We start from the raw sequence: 22,168 nt of genomic DNA on the forward strand, positions 1-22,168 counted from the left end.
ACTTAAAAAGTATTATGAATTTCTAGTTAGCACCTATTAAGACTTCAAAATTAAAAAATATTTTTAAAACAAGTCAATCAACAAGTGCCCACACAGATTGTCTGATATATTGTTAAAGAGCAAAAAAGAACGACGCACCGGTTTTATAAAGCTTCACAATAGCGCGTCGTTGTGTGGAGTGCATTATAGGGATTTCAGATGCCTTTGCAAGAGCTTTTTGTAAAAAAATGTAAATTTTTTATTAATTGAAGATCTTTTCACCTATTCGCGCAAAAAATAGATCATTTTTGTTACTTAATTAATCGTTTTGCTATTCTTGGTAACTCAGCAATAGAATCCAAAACATAATCGGCTAGGTTCTCTCCCTCTTCTGTAATAGCTTTGCCTGTTCGCACTAAAATATTTGTTTTCACTTTTGCGCCAATACCTGCTTTAAGATCTTCAATCTTATCGCCAACCATAATAGATTGTGCCGGATCAATTTTCAGCGCTTTAATCGCCTCTAATAACATACCTGATTTTGGTTTTCTACATGCACAGTCTTCTTTATACTCGCCCTTCCCTTCTGGATGATGAGGGCAATAGTAGATACCATCTAAATCCACACCACGATCAGCTAATGACCAATCCATCCATTCTGTAAGTTGTAAAAACTGATCTTCTGAAAAATATCCACGTGCGATACCCGATTGATTGGTCACTAAAACTAAAAGGTATCCCATTTCCTTCAATTCTTTTAATGCATCAATACAGCCTTCAATAAATTGGAAATCATCAATTTTATGGACATAACCATAGTCGATATTTAAAGTGCCATCACGATCTAAAAAAACAGCTTTCTTCATATATTTTCTCATTTATCTTTTTCTTAGGACAAAATTATCCCTTTTATCTTTAATATAAGCAATAATAAGTCATAACCGATCCGTCTAAAAAAGATCTCCTAAGATATTGACACAGCATTCTAGACGTCTAGAATACAAATGAAATTCAAATATTAACTGAGAACAAGGGCTTATATGATTAAGCTAAATAACATTACGAAGATTTTTACACTTCCAGATAAAAAACTGACCGCACTTGATAATGTTTCATTACATGTGCCGAAGGGGCAGATTTGTGGTGTCATTGGTGCTTCTGGCGCTGGTAAAAGTACACTTATCCGTTGTGTAAACCTATTAGAAAGACCGACTCATGGTGCTGTTGTCATCGATGATGTAGATCTAACTCAGCTTTCTGACGCTGAATTAGTGAAAACACGCCGCCAAATCGGCATGATTTTCCAACATTTTAATTTGTTGACCTCTCGAACCGTTTTTGAAAACGTAGCGTTGCCACTTGAATTAGAAAATAAATCGAAAACAGAAATTCAAGAAAAAACAGCCGCACTTTTAGCACTTGTAGGATTAAGTGATAAACGTAATGTGTATCCTGCTAATCTCTCTGGTGGCCAAAAACAGCGTGTAGCGATTGCGCGTGCACTTGCTAGCGATCCCAAAGTCTTACTTTGTGATGAAGCAACTAGTGCATTGGATCCTGCTACAACTCAATCTATTCTAAAATTATTAAAAGAAATTAACCGCACTTTAGGTATCACCATTCTTCTTATTACCCATGAAATGGAAGTAGTTAAACGCATCTGCGATCAAGTTGCCGTGATTGATAAAGGCCGTCTGATTGAACAAGGTACGGTGAGCGAAATTTTCTCTAATCCGAAAACAGAATTGGCCCAAGAATTTATCAGTTCGACTTTCCACATTACCTTGCCGGAAGAATATTTAGAAAATCTATCTGATACACCAAAACATGCCAAATCGTATCCGATCATCAAATTTGAATTTACTGGTCGCTCCGTCGATGCGCCATTACTTTCTCAAGCATCGAAAAAATTTGGCGTAGAGCTCAGTATCTTAACCTCACAAATTGATTATGCCGGTGGGGTAAAATTTGGCTTTACCATTGCGGAGGTTGAAGGTGATGAAGATGCGATTACACAAGCCAAAGTTTATTTAATGGAAAATAACGTTCGAGTAGAGGTACTAGGCTATGTTCAATGATTTATGGGCAACATTTAGCCAACAATTCCCCGATAATTTTGCGAGTTTATTAACCGTATCGACCGTTGAAACGGTTTATATGTCAGTATTATCGACATTAATTGCGGCTTTATTAGGCTTACCACTGGGTTTTTTAACCTTTTTAACCAATAAAGGGGCGATTTTAGAAAACAAAAAGCTCAATGCATTTTTAAACGTCATTATTAATATCGGGCGTTCAATTCCTTATATTATTTTATTACTCGCTTTAATTCCGCTAACGAGCTGGCTACTCCCTGGCGGTAGTATTGGTTCTAATGCTGCGATTGTGTCATTAAGTGCAGCGGCAACGCCATTTTTTGCACGTCTTACGAGTAATGCACTTTTTGAGATTCCAACCGGTTTGACTGAAACCGCAAAAGCCATGGGCGCAACCAATTGGCAAATTATTCGTAAATTCTATTTGCCTGAATCTTTACCAACGCTTATCAATGCGATTACACTCACTTTCGTGACATTAATTGGCTATACCGCAATGGCAGGAACGCAAGGCGGTGGCGGTTTAGGAAGCCTCGCCATTAACTATGGCGTCTATCGTAATATGCCATCAGTAACTTGGGCAGCAACGATTGTTATCGTGATTATCGTGATGCTCAGTCAAAAATTAGGCGACACACTCGCAAAACGAGTGGATCACCGTTAATTATTTTCTACACTATTTTATTCACAACAAGGAAAAAACATGAAATTAAAAAACTTATTTGCTATCACCGCTATTGCGTCAGCATTAGTATTAACAGGTTGTAAAGAAGAGAAAAAAGCAGATGCTGCATCAACTGCACCCGCTCCAACATCAATCAAAGTTGGTGTAATGGCGGGTCCTGAGCACCAAGTAGCCGAAACCGCTGCAAAAGTGGCAAAAGACAAATACAACTTAAATGTTGAATTTGTTTTATTCAATGACTACGCTTTACCAAACACTGCTGTATCTAAAGGTGATTTAGATGCTAACGCAATGCAACACAAACCTTACTTAGATGAAGATGTAAAAGCGAAGAACTTGAACAACTTAGTGATCGTTGGTAACACCTTTGTTTACCCTCTTGCTGGCTATTCTAAAACCATCAAAAATGTAAATGAATTAAAAGATGGCGCGAAAGTTGTTGTGCCAAATGACCCATCAAACCGTGGTCGTGCATTAATCCTTCTTGAAAAACAAGGTTTAATCAAACTTAAAAATTCTAACGATCTTCTTTCAACTGTCGCAGATATCGTTGAAAATCCGAAAAACTTAAAAATTTCTGAAGTAGATACCTCTGTTGCAGCTCGTGCATTAGATGATGTGGATCTTGCGGTTGTAAATAACACTTATGCGGGTCAAGTTGGCTTAAATGCACAAGATAACGGTGTATTCGTGGAAGATAAAGATTCTCCATACGTAAACATCATCGTTGCGCGTACTGATAACAAAGACAGCAAAGCGATCCAAGATTTCGTGAAAGCATACCAAACTGAAGAAGTTTACCAAGAAGCGAAAAAACACTTTAAAGATGGTGTTGTAAAAGGTTGGTAATCTTAGCTTAAGCAAAATATTTCAAAGCCACCGATAAGGTGGCTTTTTTATTGATGAAAAGAAAGTGCGGTCATTTTTACGATACTTTTCCAAACGAAAAACGCATCAAAAACTGACCGCACTTTTTGTATTAAGATAATAAAAAACCCGAGCCTAAACTCGGGTTTTCTTTTTATCGATTAGCGATTATTCTGCATCATCTGCCATATTAAGCATTTCTGCTAAGTTAGTTGTTGCATCATCTGCTGTCATCACGAATTCATCAGCAATTGCTGCTTCATCGTCTTCAGACAATTTAATCACAACATCGTCTACAATACGTTTTTTGTGACGACCTTGGTGATATGCAAAACCAGTACCAGCTGGGATTAAACGACCTACGATTACGTTCTCTTTCAAGCCTCGTAATTCATCACGTTTACCCGCCACTGCCGCTTCAGTAAGCACGCGAGTGGTTTCTTGGAACGATGCTGCAGAAATGAAGGATTCTGTCGCCAATGACGCTTTGGTAATACCCAGTAATTCACGTTCGAATTCAACTGGTGGTTTACCTTCCGCTTCACGTTTACGGTTAACAATTTTCACGCGAGCCACTTCAACTTGTTCCCCTTCGAGGAATTCGCTGTCATAAGCTTTCGTAATGACTGCTTTACGTAACATTTGACGTACGATAACTTCGATGTGCTTATCGTTAATTTTTACCCCTTGTAAGCGGTAAACTTCTTGTACTTCGTTCACGATATATTCAGTTACAGCACGAACACCGCGTAAACGTAAGATATCGTGTGGAGTCTCTGCACCATCAGAAATCACATCACCACGTTCTACCATCTCACCTTCAAATACGTTGAGTTGACGCCATTTTGGAATCATTTCTTCGTAGATTTCACCTTCAGTTGGGGTGATTAGCAAGCGACGTTTACCTTTGGTTTCTTTACCGAAGGACACGATACCTGAAATTTCTGCCAAGATTGCAGGCTCTTTCGGTTTACGTGCTTCGAATAAGTCAGCAACGCGTGGAAGACCACCAGTAATATCTTTAGTACCCACAGATTCTTGTGGAATACGTGCAAGTGGTTCACCCACTTTCACTTCCGCACCGTCATCTAAACTTACGATTGCTTTACCTGGTAAGAAGTATTGCGCAATAACATCAGTTTCAGGTAAGAAGATATCGTTACCTTTTGCATCAACTAATTTGATGGTTGGACGTAAATCTTTACCTGCTGTTGCACGTTCACCCACATCTTGTACGACAATAGAAGAAAGACCAGTTAATTCATCCGTTTGACGGGTTACAGTTAAACCATCCACGATATCAACGAATTTCACAAAACCAGATACTTCTGAGACAACTGGCATTGTATGAGGATCCCAGTTTGCCACTGTTTCACCCGCTGATACTTCTTGACCATCTGCTTTATTCAACACAGTACCGTAAGGCACTTTATAGTGTTCTTTCGTACGACCAAATTCATCTGTAACGGTTAATTCGGTATTACGAGAAGTTAAAACTAATTTACCTTCGTCATTAACAACGAATTTCGCGTTAGCAAGGTGTAAAGTACCGTTGTTTTTGATTTGTACGCTAGATTCTTTCGCTGCTGCAGAAGCTGCGCCACCGATGTGGAACGTACGCATGGTTAACTGTGTACCTGGCTCACCGATAGATTGAGCTGCGATAACACCCACAGCTTCACCTTGGTTGATGAGGTGACCACGCGCTAAGTCACGACCGTAACATTTCGCACATACACCGAAGTCAGTATCACAAGTTACAACAGAACGTACTTTTACGCTATCTACTGAGTTTGCATCTAACACATCACAAAGTTTTTCATCTAATAAAGTGTTACGTGCAATTAAGACTTCTTCTGTACCTGGTTTATACACATCTTCAGCCACAACACGACCTAACACTAATTCGCGAAGTGGAACTTTCTCATCACCACCTTCGATTAATGGGGTCATGACTAAGCCTTCGTGTGTACCACAGTCATCTTCAACGATCACTAAGTCTTGTGCTACGTCAACTAAACGACGGGTTAAGTAACCAGAGTTTGCTGTTTTTAATGCGGTATCCGCCAAACCTTTACGCGCACCGTGGGTTGAAATAAAGTACTGAAGTACGTTCAACCCTTCACGGAAGTTCGCTGTAATTGGAGTTTCGATGATCGAACCATCTGGACGCGCCATCAAACCACGCATACCTGCTAACTGACGAATCTGAGCTGCAGAACCACGCGCACCAGAGTCAGCCATCATAAAGATACTGTTGAAAGAAGCTTGTTTCTCAGGGTTACCTTCACGGTTGATTACTTCTTCCTGAGATAAGTTTTCCATCATCGCTTTCGCTACGCGCTCATTCGCCGCCGCCCAAATATCGATGACTTTGTTATAACGTTCTCCTGCTGTTACAAGACCAGATTGGAACTGCTCTTGAATTTCTGCCACTTCTTCTTCCGCTGCAGAAATAATTTCGTATTTTTTCTCTGGGATAACCATATCGTCGATACCCACAGAAGAACCTGAACGTGCAGCATAAGCAAAACCGGTATACATAATATGGTCAGCAAACATTACCGCTTCTTTCAAACCTAAACGACGATAAGCTTCGTTGATAAGTTTAGAAATTGCTTTTTTACCTAATGTTTGGTTAAACAATGAATAAGGCATACCTTTTGGCGCGATCATCCATAAGATTGCACGACCGATAGTGGTATCGGTTAATGTGGTTTTCTCTTCGAATTCGCCAGCTTCATTTTTCACATATTCAGTAATACGTACTTTAACGCGAGAATGTAATTCTGCTTCACCTGTGCGATATGCTTTTTCAGCTTCACGCGGATCTTGCAATAACATGCCTTCACCTTTACCGTTTACTTTTTCACGGGTCATATAGTAAAGACCCAACACCACGTCTTGTGATGGAACGATAATAGGATCACCGTTTGCTGGTGAAAGTACGTTGTTGGTTGACATCATTAGCGCACGCGCTTCTAACTGCGCTTCAAGTGTTAATGGTACGTGAACCGCCATTTGGTCACCATCGAAGTCCGCGTTGAACGCCGCACAAACGAGTGGGTGTAACTGGATTGCTTTACCTTCGATTAGAAGTGGCTCAAACGCTTGGATACCTAAACGGTGAAGTGTCGGTGCACGGTTCAATAGAATTGGGTGCTCACGAATAACTTCTGCCAAGATATCCCAAACAATCGCGTCTTCACGCTCAACCATTTTCTTAGCCGCTTTAATTGTAGTTGCATAACCACGGCTTTCTAATTTTGCATAGATAAACGGACGGAATAATTCCAATGCCATTTTCTTCGGTAAACCACATTGGTGTAAGTGCAAGTATGGACCTACAGTGATTACAGAACGGCCTGAATAGTCAACACGTTTACCTAATAAGTTTTGACGGAAACGACCTTGTTTACCTTTGATCATATCCGCAAGTGATTTTAATGGACGACGGTTAGAACCCGTAATCGCACGACCACGACGACCATTATCTAATAACGCATCAACAGACTCTTGTAACATACGTTTTTCGTTGCGCACGATAATATCTGGTGCAATTAAATCCAATAAACGTTTTAAACGGTTGTTACGGTTGATTACGCGACGATATAAATCATTCAAGTCAGACGTTGCAAAACGACCACCATCCAATGGTACTAACGGACGTAAATCCGGTGGGAGTACTGGTAATACCGTCATAACCATCCACTCTGGTTTATTACCAGACTGTTGGAAAGCTTCTAATAATTTTAAGCGTTTAGTGATTTTCTTACGTTTTGTTTCAGAGTTAGTTTCTTGTAACTCTTCACGTAATTTTTCACATTCCACTTCAAGATCAATACCTTTAAGTAAATCTTGAATTGCTTCAGCACCCATTTTCGCTTCGAATTCATCTTGCCAACGGTCTTCTGCATCAAGGAATTGTTCTTCAGTTAATAACTGTCCACGTTCCAAATCGGTCATACCCGGTTCGGTTACGATGTACATTTCAAAATAAAGCACACGCTCAATATCACGTAACGGCATATCAAGTAATAAACCGATACGGGACGGAAGTGATTTTAAGAACCAAATGTGCGCAACTGGACAAGCCAATTCAATGTGGCCCATACGCTCACGACGTACTTTAGTTTGTGTTACTTCAACACCACATTTTTCACAAATCACACCACGGTGTTTTAAGCGTTTATATTTACCGCATAAACATTCGTAATCTTTTACTGGCCCGAAAATACGTGCACAGAAAAGACCATCACGCTCAGGTTTGAACGTACGATAGTTGATTGTTTCAGGTTTTTTAACTTCACCAAATGACCAAGAACGGATCATGTCTGGAGAAGCTAACCCAATTTTAATCACATCAAAATCTTCACTCGTTTTTGATTGTGCTTTTAAAAACTTAACTAAGTCTTTCACAAATAGTCTCCTGTCGGAGTTAAGGGTTTCAAAGTGCGGTCAAAAATATTTTGTTTTTTAACCGCACTTCGGCGATTTCTTCCTTTTGCTTCCCCTACTTACAGGGGAAGACCGGTTTGTCGATTACTCTTCGTCTAGCTCGATATTCAAACCAAGTGAACGGATTTCTTTCATAATTACGTTGAAAGATTCCGGTGTACCCGGATCCATTTGTTGGTTACCACCAACGATGTTTTTATACATCTTCGTACGGCCATTCACGTCATCGGATTTCACAGTTAACATTTCTTGTAAGGTGTAAGCTGCACCATATGCTTCAAGTGCCCATACCTCCATCTCACCGAAACGTTGACCACCGAATTGTGCTTTACCACCAAGTGGTTGTTGAGTAACAAGACTATAAGAACCAGTTGAACGAGCATGCATTTTGTCATCAACTAAGTGGTTCAATTTGAGCATGTACATATAACCTACGGTTACTGGACGTTCGAATTTCTCACCAGTACGGCCATCATATAACGTGATCTGACCTGAAGTTGGTAAGCCACCAAGTTTCAACATTTCTTTGATTTCTTGCTCATCCGCACCATCAAATACTGGTGTTGCTACCGGTAAACCTTTACGTAGATTTTCTGCTAAACGCATAATTTCGTCATCGCTAAAGGTGCTTAAATCAACTTTTTGTGCGCCATGACCTAAATCGTATGCTTTTTGCATATAACCACGAAGTTTCTCAACATCTTGTTTTTGTTTGATCATCGCATTGATTTGATCACCGATACCTTTCGCCGCTAAGCCTAAGTGGGTTTCTAAGATCTGACCGATGTTCATACGAGACGGTACCCCCAGTGGGTTTAATACGATTTCAACCGGTTGACCGTTTTCATCGTATGGCATATCTTCCACAGGGTTGATTTTTGAGATAACCCCTTTGTTACCGTGACGACCCGCCATTTTATCACCTGGCTGGATGTGACGTTTCACCGCAAGGTAAACTTTAACCACTTTTAACACGCCTGGTGCTAGGTCATCGCCTTTAATGATTTTCTTACGTTGTACTTCAAGTTTGTGTTCAAACTCTTTACGTAATTCTTCATATTGCTCAGCAAGCTGTTCTAATTGGTTTTGTTTTTCTTCATCAGAAACGGTTTGTTCTAACCATTTGGTGCGATCCATTTTATCTAATTGAGCCGCATCAATACCGCCAGCGATAAGTACATTACGTACACGAGCAAACAAGCCTGCTTCTAAGATTTCTAATTCATCAGAAAGGTCTTTCTTAGCTTGTTTTAACTGCATTTCTTCAATTTCTAATGCACGTTTGTCTTTTTCTACGCCATCACGGGTGAAGACTTGAACGTCAATTACAGTACCACTTACGCTGTTTGGTACACGTAATGAAGAGTCTTTCACATCAGATGCTTTTTCACCGAAGATTGCACGTAACAATTTTTCTTCTGGTGTTAATTGCGTTTCGCCTTTAGGGGTTACTTTACCGACTAAGATGTCACCACCTTTCACTTCAGCACCCACATAAACGATACCTGATTCATCCAATTTGCTTAATGCAGATTCACCAACGTTTGGAATATCTGCAGTGATTTCTTCAGAACCTAATTTAGTATCACGCGCCACACAAGATAATTCTTGAATATGGATTGTCGTGAAGCGGTCTTGTTGTACAACACGCTCAGAAACTAACATTGAGTCTTCGAAGTTATAACCGTTCCAAGGCATGAACGCCACACGGATATTTTGACCTAATGCTAATTCACCTAAATCTGTTGAAGGACCATCAGCTAATACTTCACCACGGTTAATTGGATCGCCTAAATTCACACAAGGAATTTGGTTGATACAGGTATTTTGGTTAGAACGGGTGTATTTAATTAAGTTATAAATATCAATACCCGCTTCGCCTGCTACAGTTTCGTCTTCATTTACTTTGATAACGATACGAGACGCATCAACGTATTGAACGGTACCACCACGTTTCGCGACAACCGCCACACCAGAGTCGAGAGCGATTGGTTTTTCCATACCTGTACCCACTAACGGCTTATCAGCACGTAAAGTAGGAACTGCCTGACGTTGCATGTTCGCACCCATTAAGGCACGGTTCGCATCGTCATGCTCTAAGAATGGAATTAACGCTGCTGCCACAGATACAACTTGTTGGGTTGAAACGTCCATATAGTGAATTTCTTCTGGTTTATAAAGACCTGATTCACCACGTTCACCACGTGCTGTAACGAATGCATCTGTAAAGCGATTGTTCTCATCAAGGTTTGAGTTCGCCTGTGCAATGATGTAGTTTGCTTCATCAATTGCAGATAAATATTCGATTTCTTCGGTGACTTGACCATCAACCACTTTACGATATGGCGTTTCTAAGAAACCATAATCGTTAGTACGAGCAAACGCAGAAAGTGAGTTGATCAAACCGATGTTTGGACCTTCAGGGGTTTCGATTGGACATAAACGACCATAGTGAGTGTTATGTACGTCACGCACCTCAAAGCCAGCACGCTCACGTGTTAAACCGCCTGGACCTAATGCAGAAATACGACGTTTGTGTGTTACTTCTGATAATGGGTTGTTTTGGTCCATGAATTGCGAAAGTTGTGAAGAACCAAAGAATTCTTTCACTGCCGCAGAAATTGGTTTTGGATTAATTAAGTCTTGTGGTGTGATCGCATCTAAATCACCTAAAGATAAACGCTCTTTAACTGCTCTTTCTACACGAACTAGACCAATACGGAATTGGTTTTCTGCCATTTCACCCACAGAACGAATACGACGGTTACCTAAGTGGTCGATATCATCCACTTCACCACGACCATTACGGATATCGATGAGTTTTTTCATCACTCGAATGATATCGTCGTTACTTAAAATACCCGTACCCTCGCCTTCAGGAATACCTAATGAGCGATTAAACTTCATACGACCTACTGCAGATAAATCATAACGTTCTGCAGAGAAGAATAAGTTATGGAACAATGCTTCTGATGATTCTGGTGTAGGTGGTTCACCAGGGCGCATCATACGATAGATTTCATATAACGCACTTACACGATCGTAAGTTGGATCAACACGTAATGTTTCAGAAATATATGGACCGTAATCTAAGTCATTAGTGAATAATGTTTCGATCACTTTATAGCCTGCTTGCGATAATTTCGCTAACACTTCTAAAGAAATCTCGCCATTTGCTGGGCAAATGATTTCACCTGATTCAAGATCTACATAATCTTTCGCTGCAACTTTACCTGCGATATATTCAGTTGGCACTTCAACTTGTGTCACATTATCTTTTTCTAATGCTTTGATGTGACGAGCAGTGATACGACGCCCGCGTTCTACATAGACTTTGCCATTTGCTTCAATATCAAATGTCGCCGTTTCACCACGTAGACGTTCTGGCACCAATGTCATTAATAATTTATTGCCAGCGATTTCGAAAGTTACTTTGTCGAAGAATAAGTTTAAGATTTCTTCAACTGTGTAACCTAACGCACGTAAAATAATGGTTGCCGGTAATTTACGACGACGGTCAATACGCGCATATAAGTTATCTTTTGGATCAAATTCGAAATCTAACCAAGAACCACGGTAAGGGATGATACGTGCGTTATAAAGCACTTTACCTGAAGAGTGTGTTTTACCTTTGTCTGAATCAAAGAATACACCCGGGCTACGGTGTAATTGTGAAACGATAACACGCTCAGTACCATTGATAACAAAAGTACCGTTGTCAGTCATTAATGGGATTTCACCCATATATACTTCGCTTTCTTTAATGTCTTTGACTGCGCGTGATGAAGATTCTTTATCGTAGCTAACTAAGCGTAATTTTACGCGTAAACCTGCCGCATAAGTTGAACCACGAATTTGGCATTCACGTACATCAAATTCAGGCTCTTCTAAACGGTAATCAACATATTGTAATTCTGTATAACCGTTATTGCTTACGATTGGGAAAACAGAACGGAATGCAGCTTCTAAGCCTTGTTGACCTTCAGGATCTTTTTGAATGAATTTATCAAAAGAATCTAATTGGATAGTTAATAAATAAGGTACATTTAAAACTTGCGGACGTTTGCCGAAGTCTTTACGAATTCGTTTTTTCTCAGTATAGGAGTAACCCATTATTGGTTTTCCTCTGTAAATTTTAGTGAGACCGAGTTGATATAAAAAAAGTGCGGTCAAATTGATTGACGTTTTTTATTTATATCGAAGATTGACGCCGTTTCGGATACCGCACTCTGAACCTTACTTCTGTAGTGGGCTACTTAAATTAAAACGTCTGATTAATTTAAGTGGAAACAGATACCATTAAACGGAAAATGCCTATCTGTTTTTTGTGCTGTTTTTGATAGCACAAAATGGCTGATGGTAAACCACCAGCCATTAAGCCTGAGAAACAGGACATAAGAGAATCAAAAATTATTTGATTTCTACTTTTGCACCAGCTTCTTCTAATTCTTTCTTAAGTGCTTCAGCTTCTTCTTTAGAAACGCCTTCTTTTAAGTTAGCTGGAGCAGATTCAACTAAGTCTTTAGCTTCTTTTAAGCCTAAACCAGTTGCACCACGTACTGCTTTGATAACTGCTACTTTGTTGGCACCAGCTTCAGCAAGAACTACGTCGAATTCAGTTTTTTCTTCTGCCGCTGCTGCTGCGCCGCCAGCCGCTGGAGCTGCTGCTACTGCTGCTGCAGAAACGCCGAATTTTTCTTCCATCGCTGCGATTAATTCAACGATTTCAGTTACAGATTTAGAAGCGATCGCTTCAATGATTTGTTCGTTAGTTAATGACATAACAATCAATTCCTAAAATTAATAAAGTTAAATGAAGTAAGAAACGCTTAATGATTAAGCTGCTTCTTGTAATTTGTCGCGTAATGCCGCAAAAGTGCGAACAAGTTTGCCTGCCGCAGCTTCTTTCATTGTGCCCATTAAACGTGCAATTGCTTCTTCGTAAGTTGGTAATGTTGCTAAGAATTCAACATCTTGGATCTTACCTTCAAAGGCTGCACCTTTAATTTCAAACTTATCGTTTGCTTTAGCAAAATCTTTAAACAAACGTGCTGCTGCACCTGGGTGTTCGTTAGAGAATGCGATAAGTGTTGGACCTACAAACGTATCTTTTAAGCATTCGTAATCTGTGCCTTCAACTGCGCGACGTAATAAAGTATTACGAACTACACGCATTGTAACGCCAGCTTCACGAGCTGCTTTACGTAATTCAGTCATTTTATCAACAGTTACACCGCGAGAGTCCGCGATTACTGCTGAAAGTGCACCTTTGGCTGCTTCATTTACTTCAGCAACAATTGCTTGTTTGTCTTGAAGATTTAATGCCATTGGCTTTTAGCTCCTGAATACACTCCGATTTCTCGGAATTAATTTACCTCATCGAAAGAGTTATCTTTCAGACTAGGACGACTTCGGTGCCCAGAAGCAAGAAATATTCTTATTCTGTTCACCATCTACGTAGGATTATTAAGACGATTATTGCTAACCATTCCCTACGGTCTTGGACGGGGCTTGAATAGGTCAAGCACCAACCAGAAATTTTACGCTAAGCGTAATTTAGGTGCGAGATTATAGTGATTAATCTCGCTCTTGTAAAGCATATTGTAGAAAAAATCTGCAGATTTTAACCGCACTTTCCTATCATTTTCTTACAGCAATAGCTTCGATTTCTAAGCCCACATCTTTTGGTAAGCGAGCAACTTCTACGCAAGAACGAGCTGGGAAATTCGGGTGATTATTTTCTTTAAAGAATTTCTCATACTCTGCATTTACTGCGGCAAAATCATTCAGATCTTTCACAAACACAGTGGTTTTCACAATATCGCCCACGGTCAAACCCGCTTGTTCAATAATCGCTTTCACATTTTCTAACGATTGACGCGCCTGAGCCACAATATCTTTTGGTACGTCACCCGTTGCTGGATTGACAGGGATTTGCCCCGATGTTAAAACTAAATTACCTAAATCTACCGCTTGAACATAAGGACCAATTGCTGCTGGGGCTTTTTTAGTATGAATAGGATTGACGGTAGTTTTAATACTAATTCCATAATTAGACATGATTGTTCTCCCTTTCTTTTTCGTTACCTTAAAAAACGCGGTAAAAACGACCGCACTTTTTACCAAATTAATCTATTTCTTTTAATACATCATCAGACAGTTCTTTCTGTGAACTTTCTTTCACTTTACCATCATTTACTTTAAATTCTAAATTCTGATAATAAGCTTCGCGGAAAGTAACATAAGGATCTTGTGCTTGATTTAGCAACTCTGTTTGATCCAATGTCTTAGAGCGTTTATCTATCGCTTGCACTCCATATTTTACAAGTGACCACGGACCGCCTACCCAATTCCAGAAAGGATAGGTATAAGCTGCATCAACTACTGCACCGGTTAATTGACGAGGTGTTGTTGCATTATAAATTGGCAATACAATATAAGTGCCTGCATCTACACCATAGGTGCCCAATGTTTCACCAAAGCTACGTTGATCATAAACCTGTAATTCTTTACTTGCACTTGCAAAGTCAAATAAGCCACCAATACCAAAGGTTGAGTTAATCCAAAAGCGGTTGAAGTGAACAAAGGCTTTTTTCGGCTCACCTTCTAATAAACGGTTAACAAAGCTCACCGGCTCATCCAAGTTATTTGCCACATTGGATAGACCTTTTGTGACCGGTGTCGGCACGTAATCACGCCAGCCTTTTGCTGCTGGTTCCAACACATAGCGATCCATGACTTTATAGTTAAAATCAAACATCGTACGGTTAAAACTTTCTAATTTATCATTGCGTTCACCATCTGCTTTTGTTGCACAACCTGTTAATACAGCTGTTGCCATTAAGCCGACCGCAAGTAAAGGTGTTTTTTTCATTCCACTTTCCTATCACAAAAAATTGTCTTTATTGTAACCAACTTGAGAGATAACTACAAAAAGTTTATTGAAACCCTTAGATGACTTTTTCTGTTCGCTATTTTTAATAACAGTGCTTTTTAGTTTTCCCAAAATGACTTTTGTTCCCAGCATAAACAAAAATGCCACCTTTCGGTGGCATTCTTTGCAATATAGATTAATTATTCAGTTGCATTTTTTAATGGAATTTCTGCATCTGGCTCGCGAGTAATACGGTTACGTAAATCACGACGAATAATCTCAATTGTCCAAAACCAGAAAATGTGTCCCACTAATTCAGAAATATGTTCATACAATGGCCATTCTGCAACAGGTGGTGTTAAACCTAATGCTGGGAAAGTGATGTAGTGAACACAGACATCTGCAATTAAACCTGCACCAATACCTTGCCAGAATTTGATTTTAGGGAAACGTTCTGCCACTAAGCAGTAAGCAATAGCAAATACTAATGAGAAAGTAATGTGAGTCACACCAATCCAGTCAAAACCATGATCTGCAAAAGTGAATGCGGCTTGAGTTGGATCAATACCTAAATAATCACGTAAGAATACGTGTGGTGGGTTTAAGAATGCACGTGAACAGACTTGAAGAATTTGATCTTGGCTTAAGCCTGTAATGTCTACTTTACATGCTGCCGCGAAGAAATCAATTGGACTACGCGGAGGAAATGGATGCTCTGCACCCCATTTTACGAATGCAGAAATCAAACCTGCAATAATACCAACAAAAATCGCTACGCCATAACGACGACGATTAGCAGGAGTTTGTTCAAAAATACCTGACATATATTTGCTCCGAAAAAAGAAAAAAATGACCGCTCTTTGTATCAAAAGTCGCAGTTCCCATTTTGCTTTAGCAAAACTTGTCTTGAATTTTCAATGACTTTGGTGAGTTAGTCAAGAACTAATTATTAAGAGTTAGAACACTTTATGATAAGAATAAAAAATGCGGTTATTTCTAACCGCACTTTTATCTATTAAATTAAAGTTTTGCTGAAAGCATTGCTTCTAATTTCTCTTGGTCAACTGCAAATTTGCGAATTCCCTCTGCTAATTTTTCAACAGCCATTGCATCACTGTTATGTTGCCAATAGAACTCAGCTTCTGTTAATGGTTGTGGTTTCGCTTTTACTTCGCCTTTGTATTCTAGTTTGCGTACAAGTGCGGTTGAATTTTCTTGCAATTCTTTCAGTAATGCTGGTGCAATGGTTAAACGATCGCAACCTGCAAGTTCAGTAATTTCACCTACATTACGGAAGCTCGCGCCCATCACAACGGTGTTGTAGCCATATTCTTTGTAGTAATTGTAGATTTTTGTGACAGAAATAACGCCTGGGTCTTCTGCTGGCGCATATTCTTTTTTGTCGGAGTTTGCTTTGTACCAGTCTAAAATACGACCTACAAATGGAGAAATTAAGTAAACGCCTGCTTCTGCACAAGCACGAGCTTGCGCTTCAGAGAATAATAAGGTTAAGTTACAGTTAATGCCTTCTTTTTCAAGGATTTCTGCAGCTCGGATACCTTGCCATGTCGAAGCAATTTTAATCAAAATACGGTCGTTTGAAATGCCTGCTGCATTATAAAGTGCGATTAATTTACGCGCTTTTTCAACCGTTGCTTGTGTGTTGTAAGAAAGACGCGCATCCACTTCAGTAGAAATACGTCCCGGAACGATTTTTAAAATTTCTAAACCAATATTTACCGCTAATTTATCTTCTGCGTCAATAAGTTGTTGTGCTTTATCATTGCTTTGAGCTTTTGCATACGCTACCGCTTCATCAATTAATGGCGCATATTGTGGAAGTGCAGATGCGCTTAGAATTAATGATGGGTTAGTAGTCGCATCTTGTGGTTGATATTTTTTAATCGCGTCGATATCGCCAGTGTCTGCGACCACAACGGTCATTTGACGAAGTGAATCTAATTGAGTTGTCATTATATTCTCCTTGAATGGATTTGTTTGAATTCAACTGCCTTACGATAGCATAATTAGCTTTAAAAGGGTAATTCGTCCATGAAAATATTTACGATAGGGAAAACCAATATATTCTAGATTCACCCTCTCATACCATCACTTTTAGCAATTTTTTCGCAATTTATTAGATACAAATCACAAAACGTTATTTTTCTTTAAATAATCACCTTACAAATCTTTACAAAAATGAAATTTTGAGCTAATAAGAGAAAGACTCTTTATAAAAATATCGCCTAATGACAAGGAGGCTCAAATGCAACACAAACTACTTTTCTCTGCAATTGCTCTTGCTCTTTCCTATTCTGCGCAAGCAGTTATAGTACCTGAGGGAACGCAATTAGATGAAAAACAACATATCGTCATCAATAACGGGGCTGAACCACAAAGTTTTGACCCACAAAAAACTGAAGGTGTACCTGAATCTAGCGTTGCTTATCAATTACTTGAAGGCCTCGTCACCTCAGACTCTGAAGGTAAACTTCAACCGGGTGTAGCTGAAAGCTGGGAAAACACACCAGACTTTAAAACTTGGACATTCCATTTACGTAAAGATGCCAAATGGTCAAATGGTGATCCCGTTACCGCGCACGATTTCGTGTTTGCTTGGCGTCGTTTATGGCACAGCAGAGCAAATTTTCTATCATCCGACTCATCCTTATTCCATTGGCTTAATGGATGCGATTCCTCGCTTAGACGGCAATGAAGAACACTTGGTAACCATTCCTGGAAATCCACCGAATTTATTGCATTTGCCAAAAGGTTATCCGTTCTCATCTCGTTGCCAATTTGCTACCGAACAATGCCAAACTGCGCCAAAACTGACTACATTTAATCACGGTCAATTACGTAATTGTTGGTTACCCGCGGAGAAATTTAACCTATGACAGTCTCAAACAACAAAGAATTACTCCTTGAAGTCAATCACTTAGGCGTCAGTTTTAAAATTAAAAATGATAAATCCCTTGTCTTCGCTAAACCGCAAACCTTAAAAGCGGTCAAGGATGTGTCTTTTAAACTTTACGCAGGTGAAACTCTCGGTGTAGTGGGTGAATCTGGTTGCGGTAAATCCACACTTGCGCGCGCTATTATCGGTTTAGTCGAAGCAAGTGAAGGGGAAATCTTGTGGCTTGGCAAAAATTTACGAAAACAATCAGAGAAACAATGGAAAGAAACGCGCAAAGATATCCAAATGATTTTTCAAGATCCGCTCGCCTCTCTCAATCCGCGAATGAATATTGGTGAAATCATTGCTGAGCCATTAAAGATCTACCAACCGCACTTAAGTACCGCTGAAGTGAAAGAAAAAGTGCAAGGTATGATGTTGAAAGTCGGGCTTTTACCAAACTTGATTAACCACTATCCGCATGAGTTTTCTGGTGGCCAATGTCAGCGTATCGGTATTGCTCGCGCGTTAATCATTGAGCCGAAAATGATCATTTGTGATGAACCTGTTTCTGCATTGGATGTGTCCATTCAGGCACAAGTAGTGAATTTACTGAAATCTCTACAAAAAGAAATGGGGCTTTCCTTAATTTTCATCGCCCATGACTTAGCGGTGGTAAAACACATTTCTGACCGCGTGTTGGTGATGTATTTAGGCAATGCAATGGAATTAGGCAGCGATGAGGAAGTATATAACAATACCAAACATCCTTATACCAAAGCCTTAATGTCTGCAGTTCCGATTCCCGATCCGAAATTGGAACGCAATAAATCCATCGAATTGCTTGAAGGTGAGCTGCCTTCGCCAATTAATCCACCGTCTGGTTGCGTGTTCCGTACCCGCTGCCTGAAAGCCGATGAAAATTGTGCGAAACAAAAACCACCTTTCACCAGCCAAAATAACAGCCATTTTGTGGCTTGTTTGAAAGTCTTATAAAACAAAAAGTGCGGTTAAAATTCACCGCACTTTCTACTTTTACAATTCCAATTTTTCTTCAATTACTTTACCCAAATTATCTAACATCGCATAACGCTTGCGATACATGGAGCGCTTTTTACTCGGCACATCATCAAGATTTCTATCTATTTCTAAAGGCAATTCCCAATAATCTTTCAACTGTCCACCTGATTCAGCAAAAATCACATCATAATCTACAACATAATGAGAGCTTTGAATAAAACGAGATTTATTTTGATATTTTTGAGGAATACCTAACAATTGATTAAAGCCTAATGCTTTCGTCAATGCCTTCATCGTTTCCACCATCAAATAAGCGGGGCGCAAACCATAACAAGTTTTTGTGAGTTGCTTTACCATCTCTTTAGATCCTTCAAAATTGGGCCCCTGCACCACAGAAATAAGTAATGCCTCGCCAAGTTTGGCAAAAGTAAGCAAATACACTAATTCATTACGTGGTTTATGCCATAACTCCAGTACCCAATAACCTTCCATCGGTTGATGTGTAGTCATCGATAATGTCATCTCAAAATCAGGAATCACTTCACCAAAACTTAATGGCGTTTTATAAATGGGTGCTGAAAGTGCGGTCAATTTTTTAGGTAAAAAAAGTAGATTCTCACAGATAGCTTGAAAACGCTGTTTGCTGTTAAAACGTTTATCTAAAAAGCGATAAACTAACGGATAACTATAATCTGCATGTTCATTTAATAACGTCACAAGAAAAGGATGCTGGTTAATAAATTGCTCAAATTGAACAATTAATCCACGGTGTAAAAAAGCGCGAAGACGATAACGTAAACGCTTAAGCGCATAAGAACGCCCAGGGCGATCGGGATAAACAGCCTCAGCTTTTGTCCAACGATATTGATTTTCTTGAGATTCCATAGGTATTGGTATAATTAAAAGATATTTTTAATGATTTAAAGTGCACATTCTCTCATAATTTCAGCAATTTTTCTATTTGTGATATGCTAGGGTCAATTGATGAAAGGAACCATTATGTCTGAAATTAAACTGAATTATCATAAAACACATTTTCTTACGAGTGCTCCAAATATTCGTTCTATCCCAGAAGATACAGGGATTGAAATTGCTTTTGCTGGACGCTCAAATGCCGGAAAATCAACCGCACTTAATGCGTTAACCAATCAAAAAAGCTTAGCTCGAACCTCTAAAACACCTGGTCGTACACAGTTAATCAACCTTTTTGAGGTGGAGCCGAATTGTAAACTAGTGGATTTACCTGGCTATGGCTATGCTGCCGTTCCTGAAAAAATGAAAATCGAGTGGCAAAAATCCCTCGGGGAATATTTGCAAAAACGAGAATGTTTAGGCGGACTTGTTGTTTTAATGGATATTCGCCATCCTTTAAAAGATCTCGATCAACAAATGATAGAATGGGCAGTTTCTGCTGATTTACCGGTTATGCTACTTTTAACTAAAGCGGATAAACTCAGCCAAAGTGCACGTAGCAAACAAGTCAAAATGGTACGTGAAGCGATTTTACCCTTCCAAGGTGATATTCAAGTAGAGGCTTTTTCTGCACAAAATAAAATTGGTATTGATAAATTGGCTGCCAAGTTAGATAGTTGGTTTGCCCCACTTTTCGCGTAGTTTTTTATCAAGAAAAAGTAATTTCTGCGATCAAGATCGCAAAAAAAGCACAGAATGTATGATTTCATTCTGTGCTTTTTTTATAGTGCGAAAATCTGATTATTTTTGACCGCATTTTAAGGAATCTGAATGTCTCTTGCCATTGTTTATAGCCGTGCCTCAATGGGCGTACAAGCCCCTCTTGTTACCATTGAGGTACACTTAAGTAACGGAAAACCTGGATTTACCTTAGTTGGCCTACCCGAAAAAACTGTAAAAGAAGCGCAAGATCGTGTCAGAAGTGCATTAATGAATGCGCAGTTCAAATATCCTGCCAAACGCATCACCGTAAATCTTGCACCGGCTGATTTACCCAAAGAAGGGGGACGATTTGATTTACCCATTGCGATAGGTATCTTGGCTGCATCAGATCAATTAGATGGTAGCCGTTTAAAACAATTTGAATTCGTTGGTGAACTCGCATTAACGGGTGAATTACGTGGCGTACACGGTGTCATTCCTGCCATTTTAGCAGCTCAAAAAGCGAAACGCGCACCCATTATCGCTTATCAAAATGCCAATGAGGCGTCGCTTGTCTCAGAGCAAGAGACTTATTTCGCTAAAAACCTTTTAGAGGTCGTGCAATTCTTAAATACTCAAGATAAATTACCTTTGGCCTCATTACTTGTACAAGAAAGTTCGGTCAGATTTTCAGCTAAAAATCACTTAGATTTGACGGATATTATTGGTCAGCAACATGCGAAACGAGCACTAACAATAGCTGCCGCAGGTCAGCACAACCTACTCTTTTTAGGTCCTCCCGGTACAGGTAAAACTATGTTAGCAAGTCGTCTCACCGCATTACTCCCTGAAATGACTGATTCAGAAGCCATTGAAACCGCTTCGGTTACGAGTTTAGTACAAAATGAATTAAATTTTCATAACTGGAAACAACGACCGTTTCGAGCACCACATCATAGTGCCTCTTTGCCAGCCTTAGTAGGTGGAGGAACCATTCCAAAACCAGGCGAAATATCGCTCGCACATAATGGCGTACTTTTTCTTGATGAATTGCCTGAGTTTGAGCGTAAAGTACTTGATGCACTCCGCCAGCCATTAGAAAGTGGAGAAATTATTATTTCGCGAGCCAATGCTAAAATCCAATTTCCTGCTCGCTTTCAATTAGTTGCGGCGATGAATCCAAGTCCAACGGGGCATTATACGGGAACACATAACCGCACCTCGCCACAACAAGTGATACGTTATTTAAATCGCCTTTCTGGCCCATTTTTAGATCGTTTTGATTTATCCATTGAAGTGCCCCTTCTGCCACAAGGTAGCTTACAGAATACTGGAGATAGAGGCGAAACAAGCCAACAAGTAAGAGAAAAAGTGTTAAAAGTGAGAGAAATTCAACTTGCTCGAGCAGGCAAGATCAATGCATATCTTTCAAGCAAAGAAATTGAACGAGACTGTAAATTACAAGATAAAGATTCACTATTTCTTGAGAATGCACTGAATAAGCTAGGGCTTTCAGTAAGAGCCTACCATCGAATTTTGAAAGTCTCACGCACAATTGCCGATTTGAATGGCGAAAAAGAGATACAACAACCTCATTTAGCAGAAGCGCTAGGATATCGGGCAATGGATCGGTTGTTACAGAAATTATCTGCCGCTTAAAAAATAAAAGGGCGAATGAT

General features: G+C 39.6%; 16 protein-coding genes and 2 pseudogenes. 8 read left to right on the forward strand and 10 right to left on the reverse strand.

Annotated features, from left to right (window positions below):
• Positions 1-290 precede the first annotated feature (290 nt).
• The gene (gene gmhB / locus DPV97_RS08125) at positions 291-845 is read right to left on the reverse strand and encodes a D-glycero-beta-D-manno-heptose 1,7-bisphosphate 7-phosphatase (RefSeq protein WP_070712564.1); all 555 of its coding nucleotides are present in this window, start codon (positions 843-845) and stop codon (positions 291-293) included.
• A gap of 174 nt (positions 846-1,019) precedes the next feature.
• Between gmhB and metN the strand changes: the two genes are divergently transcribed.
• From metN to DPV97_RS08140, 3 genes are read left to right on the forward strand one after another with little or no spacing between them, the layout of a single operon-like run.
• Positions 1,020-2,057 (forward strand): methionine ABC transporter ATP-binding protein MetN, encoded by a 1,038-nt coding sequence (gene metN / locus DPV97_RS08130; RefSeq protein ID WP_070712565.1) that lies wholly within the window; start codon positions 1,020-1,022, stop codon positions 2,055-2,057.
• Positions 2,047-2,739: a methionine ABC transporter permease gene (locus DPV97_RS08135; RefSeq protein ID WP_005694683.1), complete on the forward strand. Its 693-nt coding sequence runs from the start codon at positions 2,047-2,049 to the stop codon at positions 2,737-2,739. The genes metN and DPV97_RS08135 overlap by 11 nt, the downstream gene beginning before the upstream one ends.
• A gap of 39 nt (positions 2,740-2,778) precedes the next feature.
• Positions 2,779-3,609 carry a MetQ/NlpA family lipoprotein gene (locus DPV97_RS08140; RefSeq protein WP_005694684.1) on the forward strand — a complete coding sequence of 277 codons (831 nt, stop codon included), beginning with the start codon at positions 2,779-2,781 and terminating at the stop codon, positions 3,607-3,609.
• Positions 3,610-3,795: 186 nt separating this feature from the next.
• Here DPV97_RS08140 and rpoC read toward each other — a convergent pair whose 3' ends face one another.
• The 8 genes from rpoC to tal form a co-directional block, all read right to left on the reverse strand.
• Positions 3,796-8,046 (reverse strand): DNA-directed RNA polymerase subunit beta', encoded by a 4,251-nt coding sequence (gene rpoC / locus DPV97_RS08145; RefSeq protein WP_070712567.1) that lies wholly within the window; start codon positions 8,044-8,046, stop codon positions 3,796-3,798.
• A 123-nt stretch (positions 8,047-8,169) separates the two neighbouring features.
• Entirely contained in the window at positions 8,170-12,198 is a 4,029-nt protein-coding gene (gene rpoB, locus DPV97_RS08150; RefSeq protein WP_070712569.1) for a DNA-directed RNA polymerase subunit beta, read from the reverse strand.
• A gap of 297 nt (positions 12,199-12,495) precedes the next feature.
• The gene (rplL, locus tag DPV97_RS08155; RefSeq protein WP_005697375.1) at positions 12,496-12,867 is read right to left on the reverse strand and encodes a 50S ribosomal protein L7/L12; all 372 of its coding nucleotides are present in this window, start codon (positions 12,865-12,867) and stop codon (positions 12,496-12,498) included.
• Positions 12,868-12,921: 54 nt separating this feature from the next.
• Positions 12,922-13,413 carry a 50S ribosomal protein L10 gene (gene rplJ, locus DPV97_RS08160; RefSeq protein WP_007242295.1) on the reverse strand — a complete coding sequence of 164 codons (492 nt, stop codon included), beginning with the start codon at positions 13,411-13,413 and terminating at the stop codon, positions 12,922-12,924.
• A gap of 312 nt (positions 13,414-13,725) precedes the next feature.
• Entirely contained in the window at positions 13,726-14,145 is a 420-nt protein-coding gene (locus DPV97_RS08165) for a RidA family protein (protein ID WP_070712570.1), read from the reverse strand.
• 67 nt (positions 14,146-14,212) lie between these two features.
• Positions 14,213-14,959, reverse strand: coding sequence for an MlaA family lipoprotein (locus DPV97_RS08170; RefSeq protein WP_070712572.1), 747 nt, complete (start codon positions 14,957-14,959; stop codon positions 14,213-14,215).
• Between the two features lie 200 nt (positions 14,960-15,159).
• Positions 15,160-15,783: a YagU family protein gene (locus DPV97_RS08175; protein WP_070712573.1), complete on the reverse strand. Its 624-nt coding sequence runs from the start codon at positions 15,781-15,783 to the stop codon at positions 15,160-15,162.
• Positions 15,784-15,979: 196 nt separating this feature from the next.
• The gene (gene tal / locus DPV97_RS08180; RefSeq protein ID WP_070712575.1) at positions 15,980-16,933 is read right to left on the reverse strand and encodes a transaldolase; all 954 of its coding nucleotides are present in this window, start codon (positions 16,931-16,933) and stop codon (positions 15,980-15,982) included.
• A gap of 292 nt (positions 16,934-17,225) precedes the next feature.
• Between tal and DPV97_RS08185 the strand changes: the two are divergent.
• The 3 genes and pseudogenes from DPV97_RS08185 to oppF all read left to right on the forward strand — a co-directional run.
• Positions 17,226-17,588, forward strand: a pseudogene (locus DPV97_RS08185) (ABC transporter substrate-binding protein); the annotation flags it as partial.
• Positions 17,587-17,856, forward strand: a pseudogene (locus DPV97_RS08190) (oligopeptide/dipeptide ABC transporter ATP-binding protein); the annotation flags it as partial. The pseudogenes DPV97_RS08185 and DPV97_RS08190, both read left to right, overlap by 2 nt.
• Positions 17,853-18,851 (forward strand): murein tripeptide/oligopeptide ABC transporter ATP binding protein OppF, encoded by a 999-nt coding sequence (gene oppF / locus DPV97_RS08195; protein WP_070712577.1) that lies wholly within the window; start codon positions 17,853-17,855, stop codon positions 18,849-18,851. The pseudogene DPV97_RS08190 and the gene oppF, both read left to right, overlap by 4 nt.
• 39 nt (positions 18,852-18,890) lie before the next feature.
• Here the strand turns inward: oppF and DPV97_RS08200 are convergent, their stop codons facing one another.
• Positions 18,891-19,760 carry a VirK/YbjX family protein gene (locus tag DPV97_RS08200; protein ID WP_070712580.1) on the reverse strand — a complete coding sequence of 290 codons (870 nt, stop codon included), beginning with the start codon at positions 19,758-19,760 and terminating at the stop codon, positions 18,891-18,893.
• A 114-nt stretch (positions 19,761-19,874) separates the two neighbouring features.
• Between DPV97_RS08200 and yihA the strand changes: the two genes are divergently transcribed.
• Both yihA and DPV97_RS08210 read left to right on the forward strand, forming a co-directional pair.
• Positions 19,875-20,489, forward strand: a complete 615-nt coding sequence (gene yihA, locus DPV97_RS08205) for a ribosome biogenesis GTP-binding protein YihA/YsxC (protein ID WP_032822378.1) — start codon at positions 19,875-19,877, stop codon at positions 20,487-20,489.
• A gap of 129 nt (positions 20,490-20,618) precedes the next feature.
• Positions 20,619-22,148, forward strand: coding sequence for a YifB family Mg chelatase-like AAA ATPase (locus tag DPV97_RS08210; protein WP_070712582.1), 1,530 nt, complete (start codon positions 20,619-20,621; stop codon positions 22,146-22,148).
• Positions 22,149-22,168 lie beyond the last annotated feature (20 nt).

Origin of the sequence: Haemophilus parainfluenzae (assembly GCF_003253005.1) — a bacterium.
GTDB classification, from domain to species: Bacteria; Pseudomonadota; Gammaproteobacteria; order Enterobacterales; family Pasteurellaceae; genus Haemophilus_D; species Haemophilus_D parainfluenzae_M.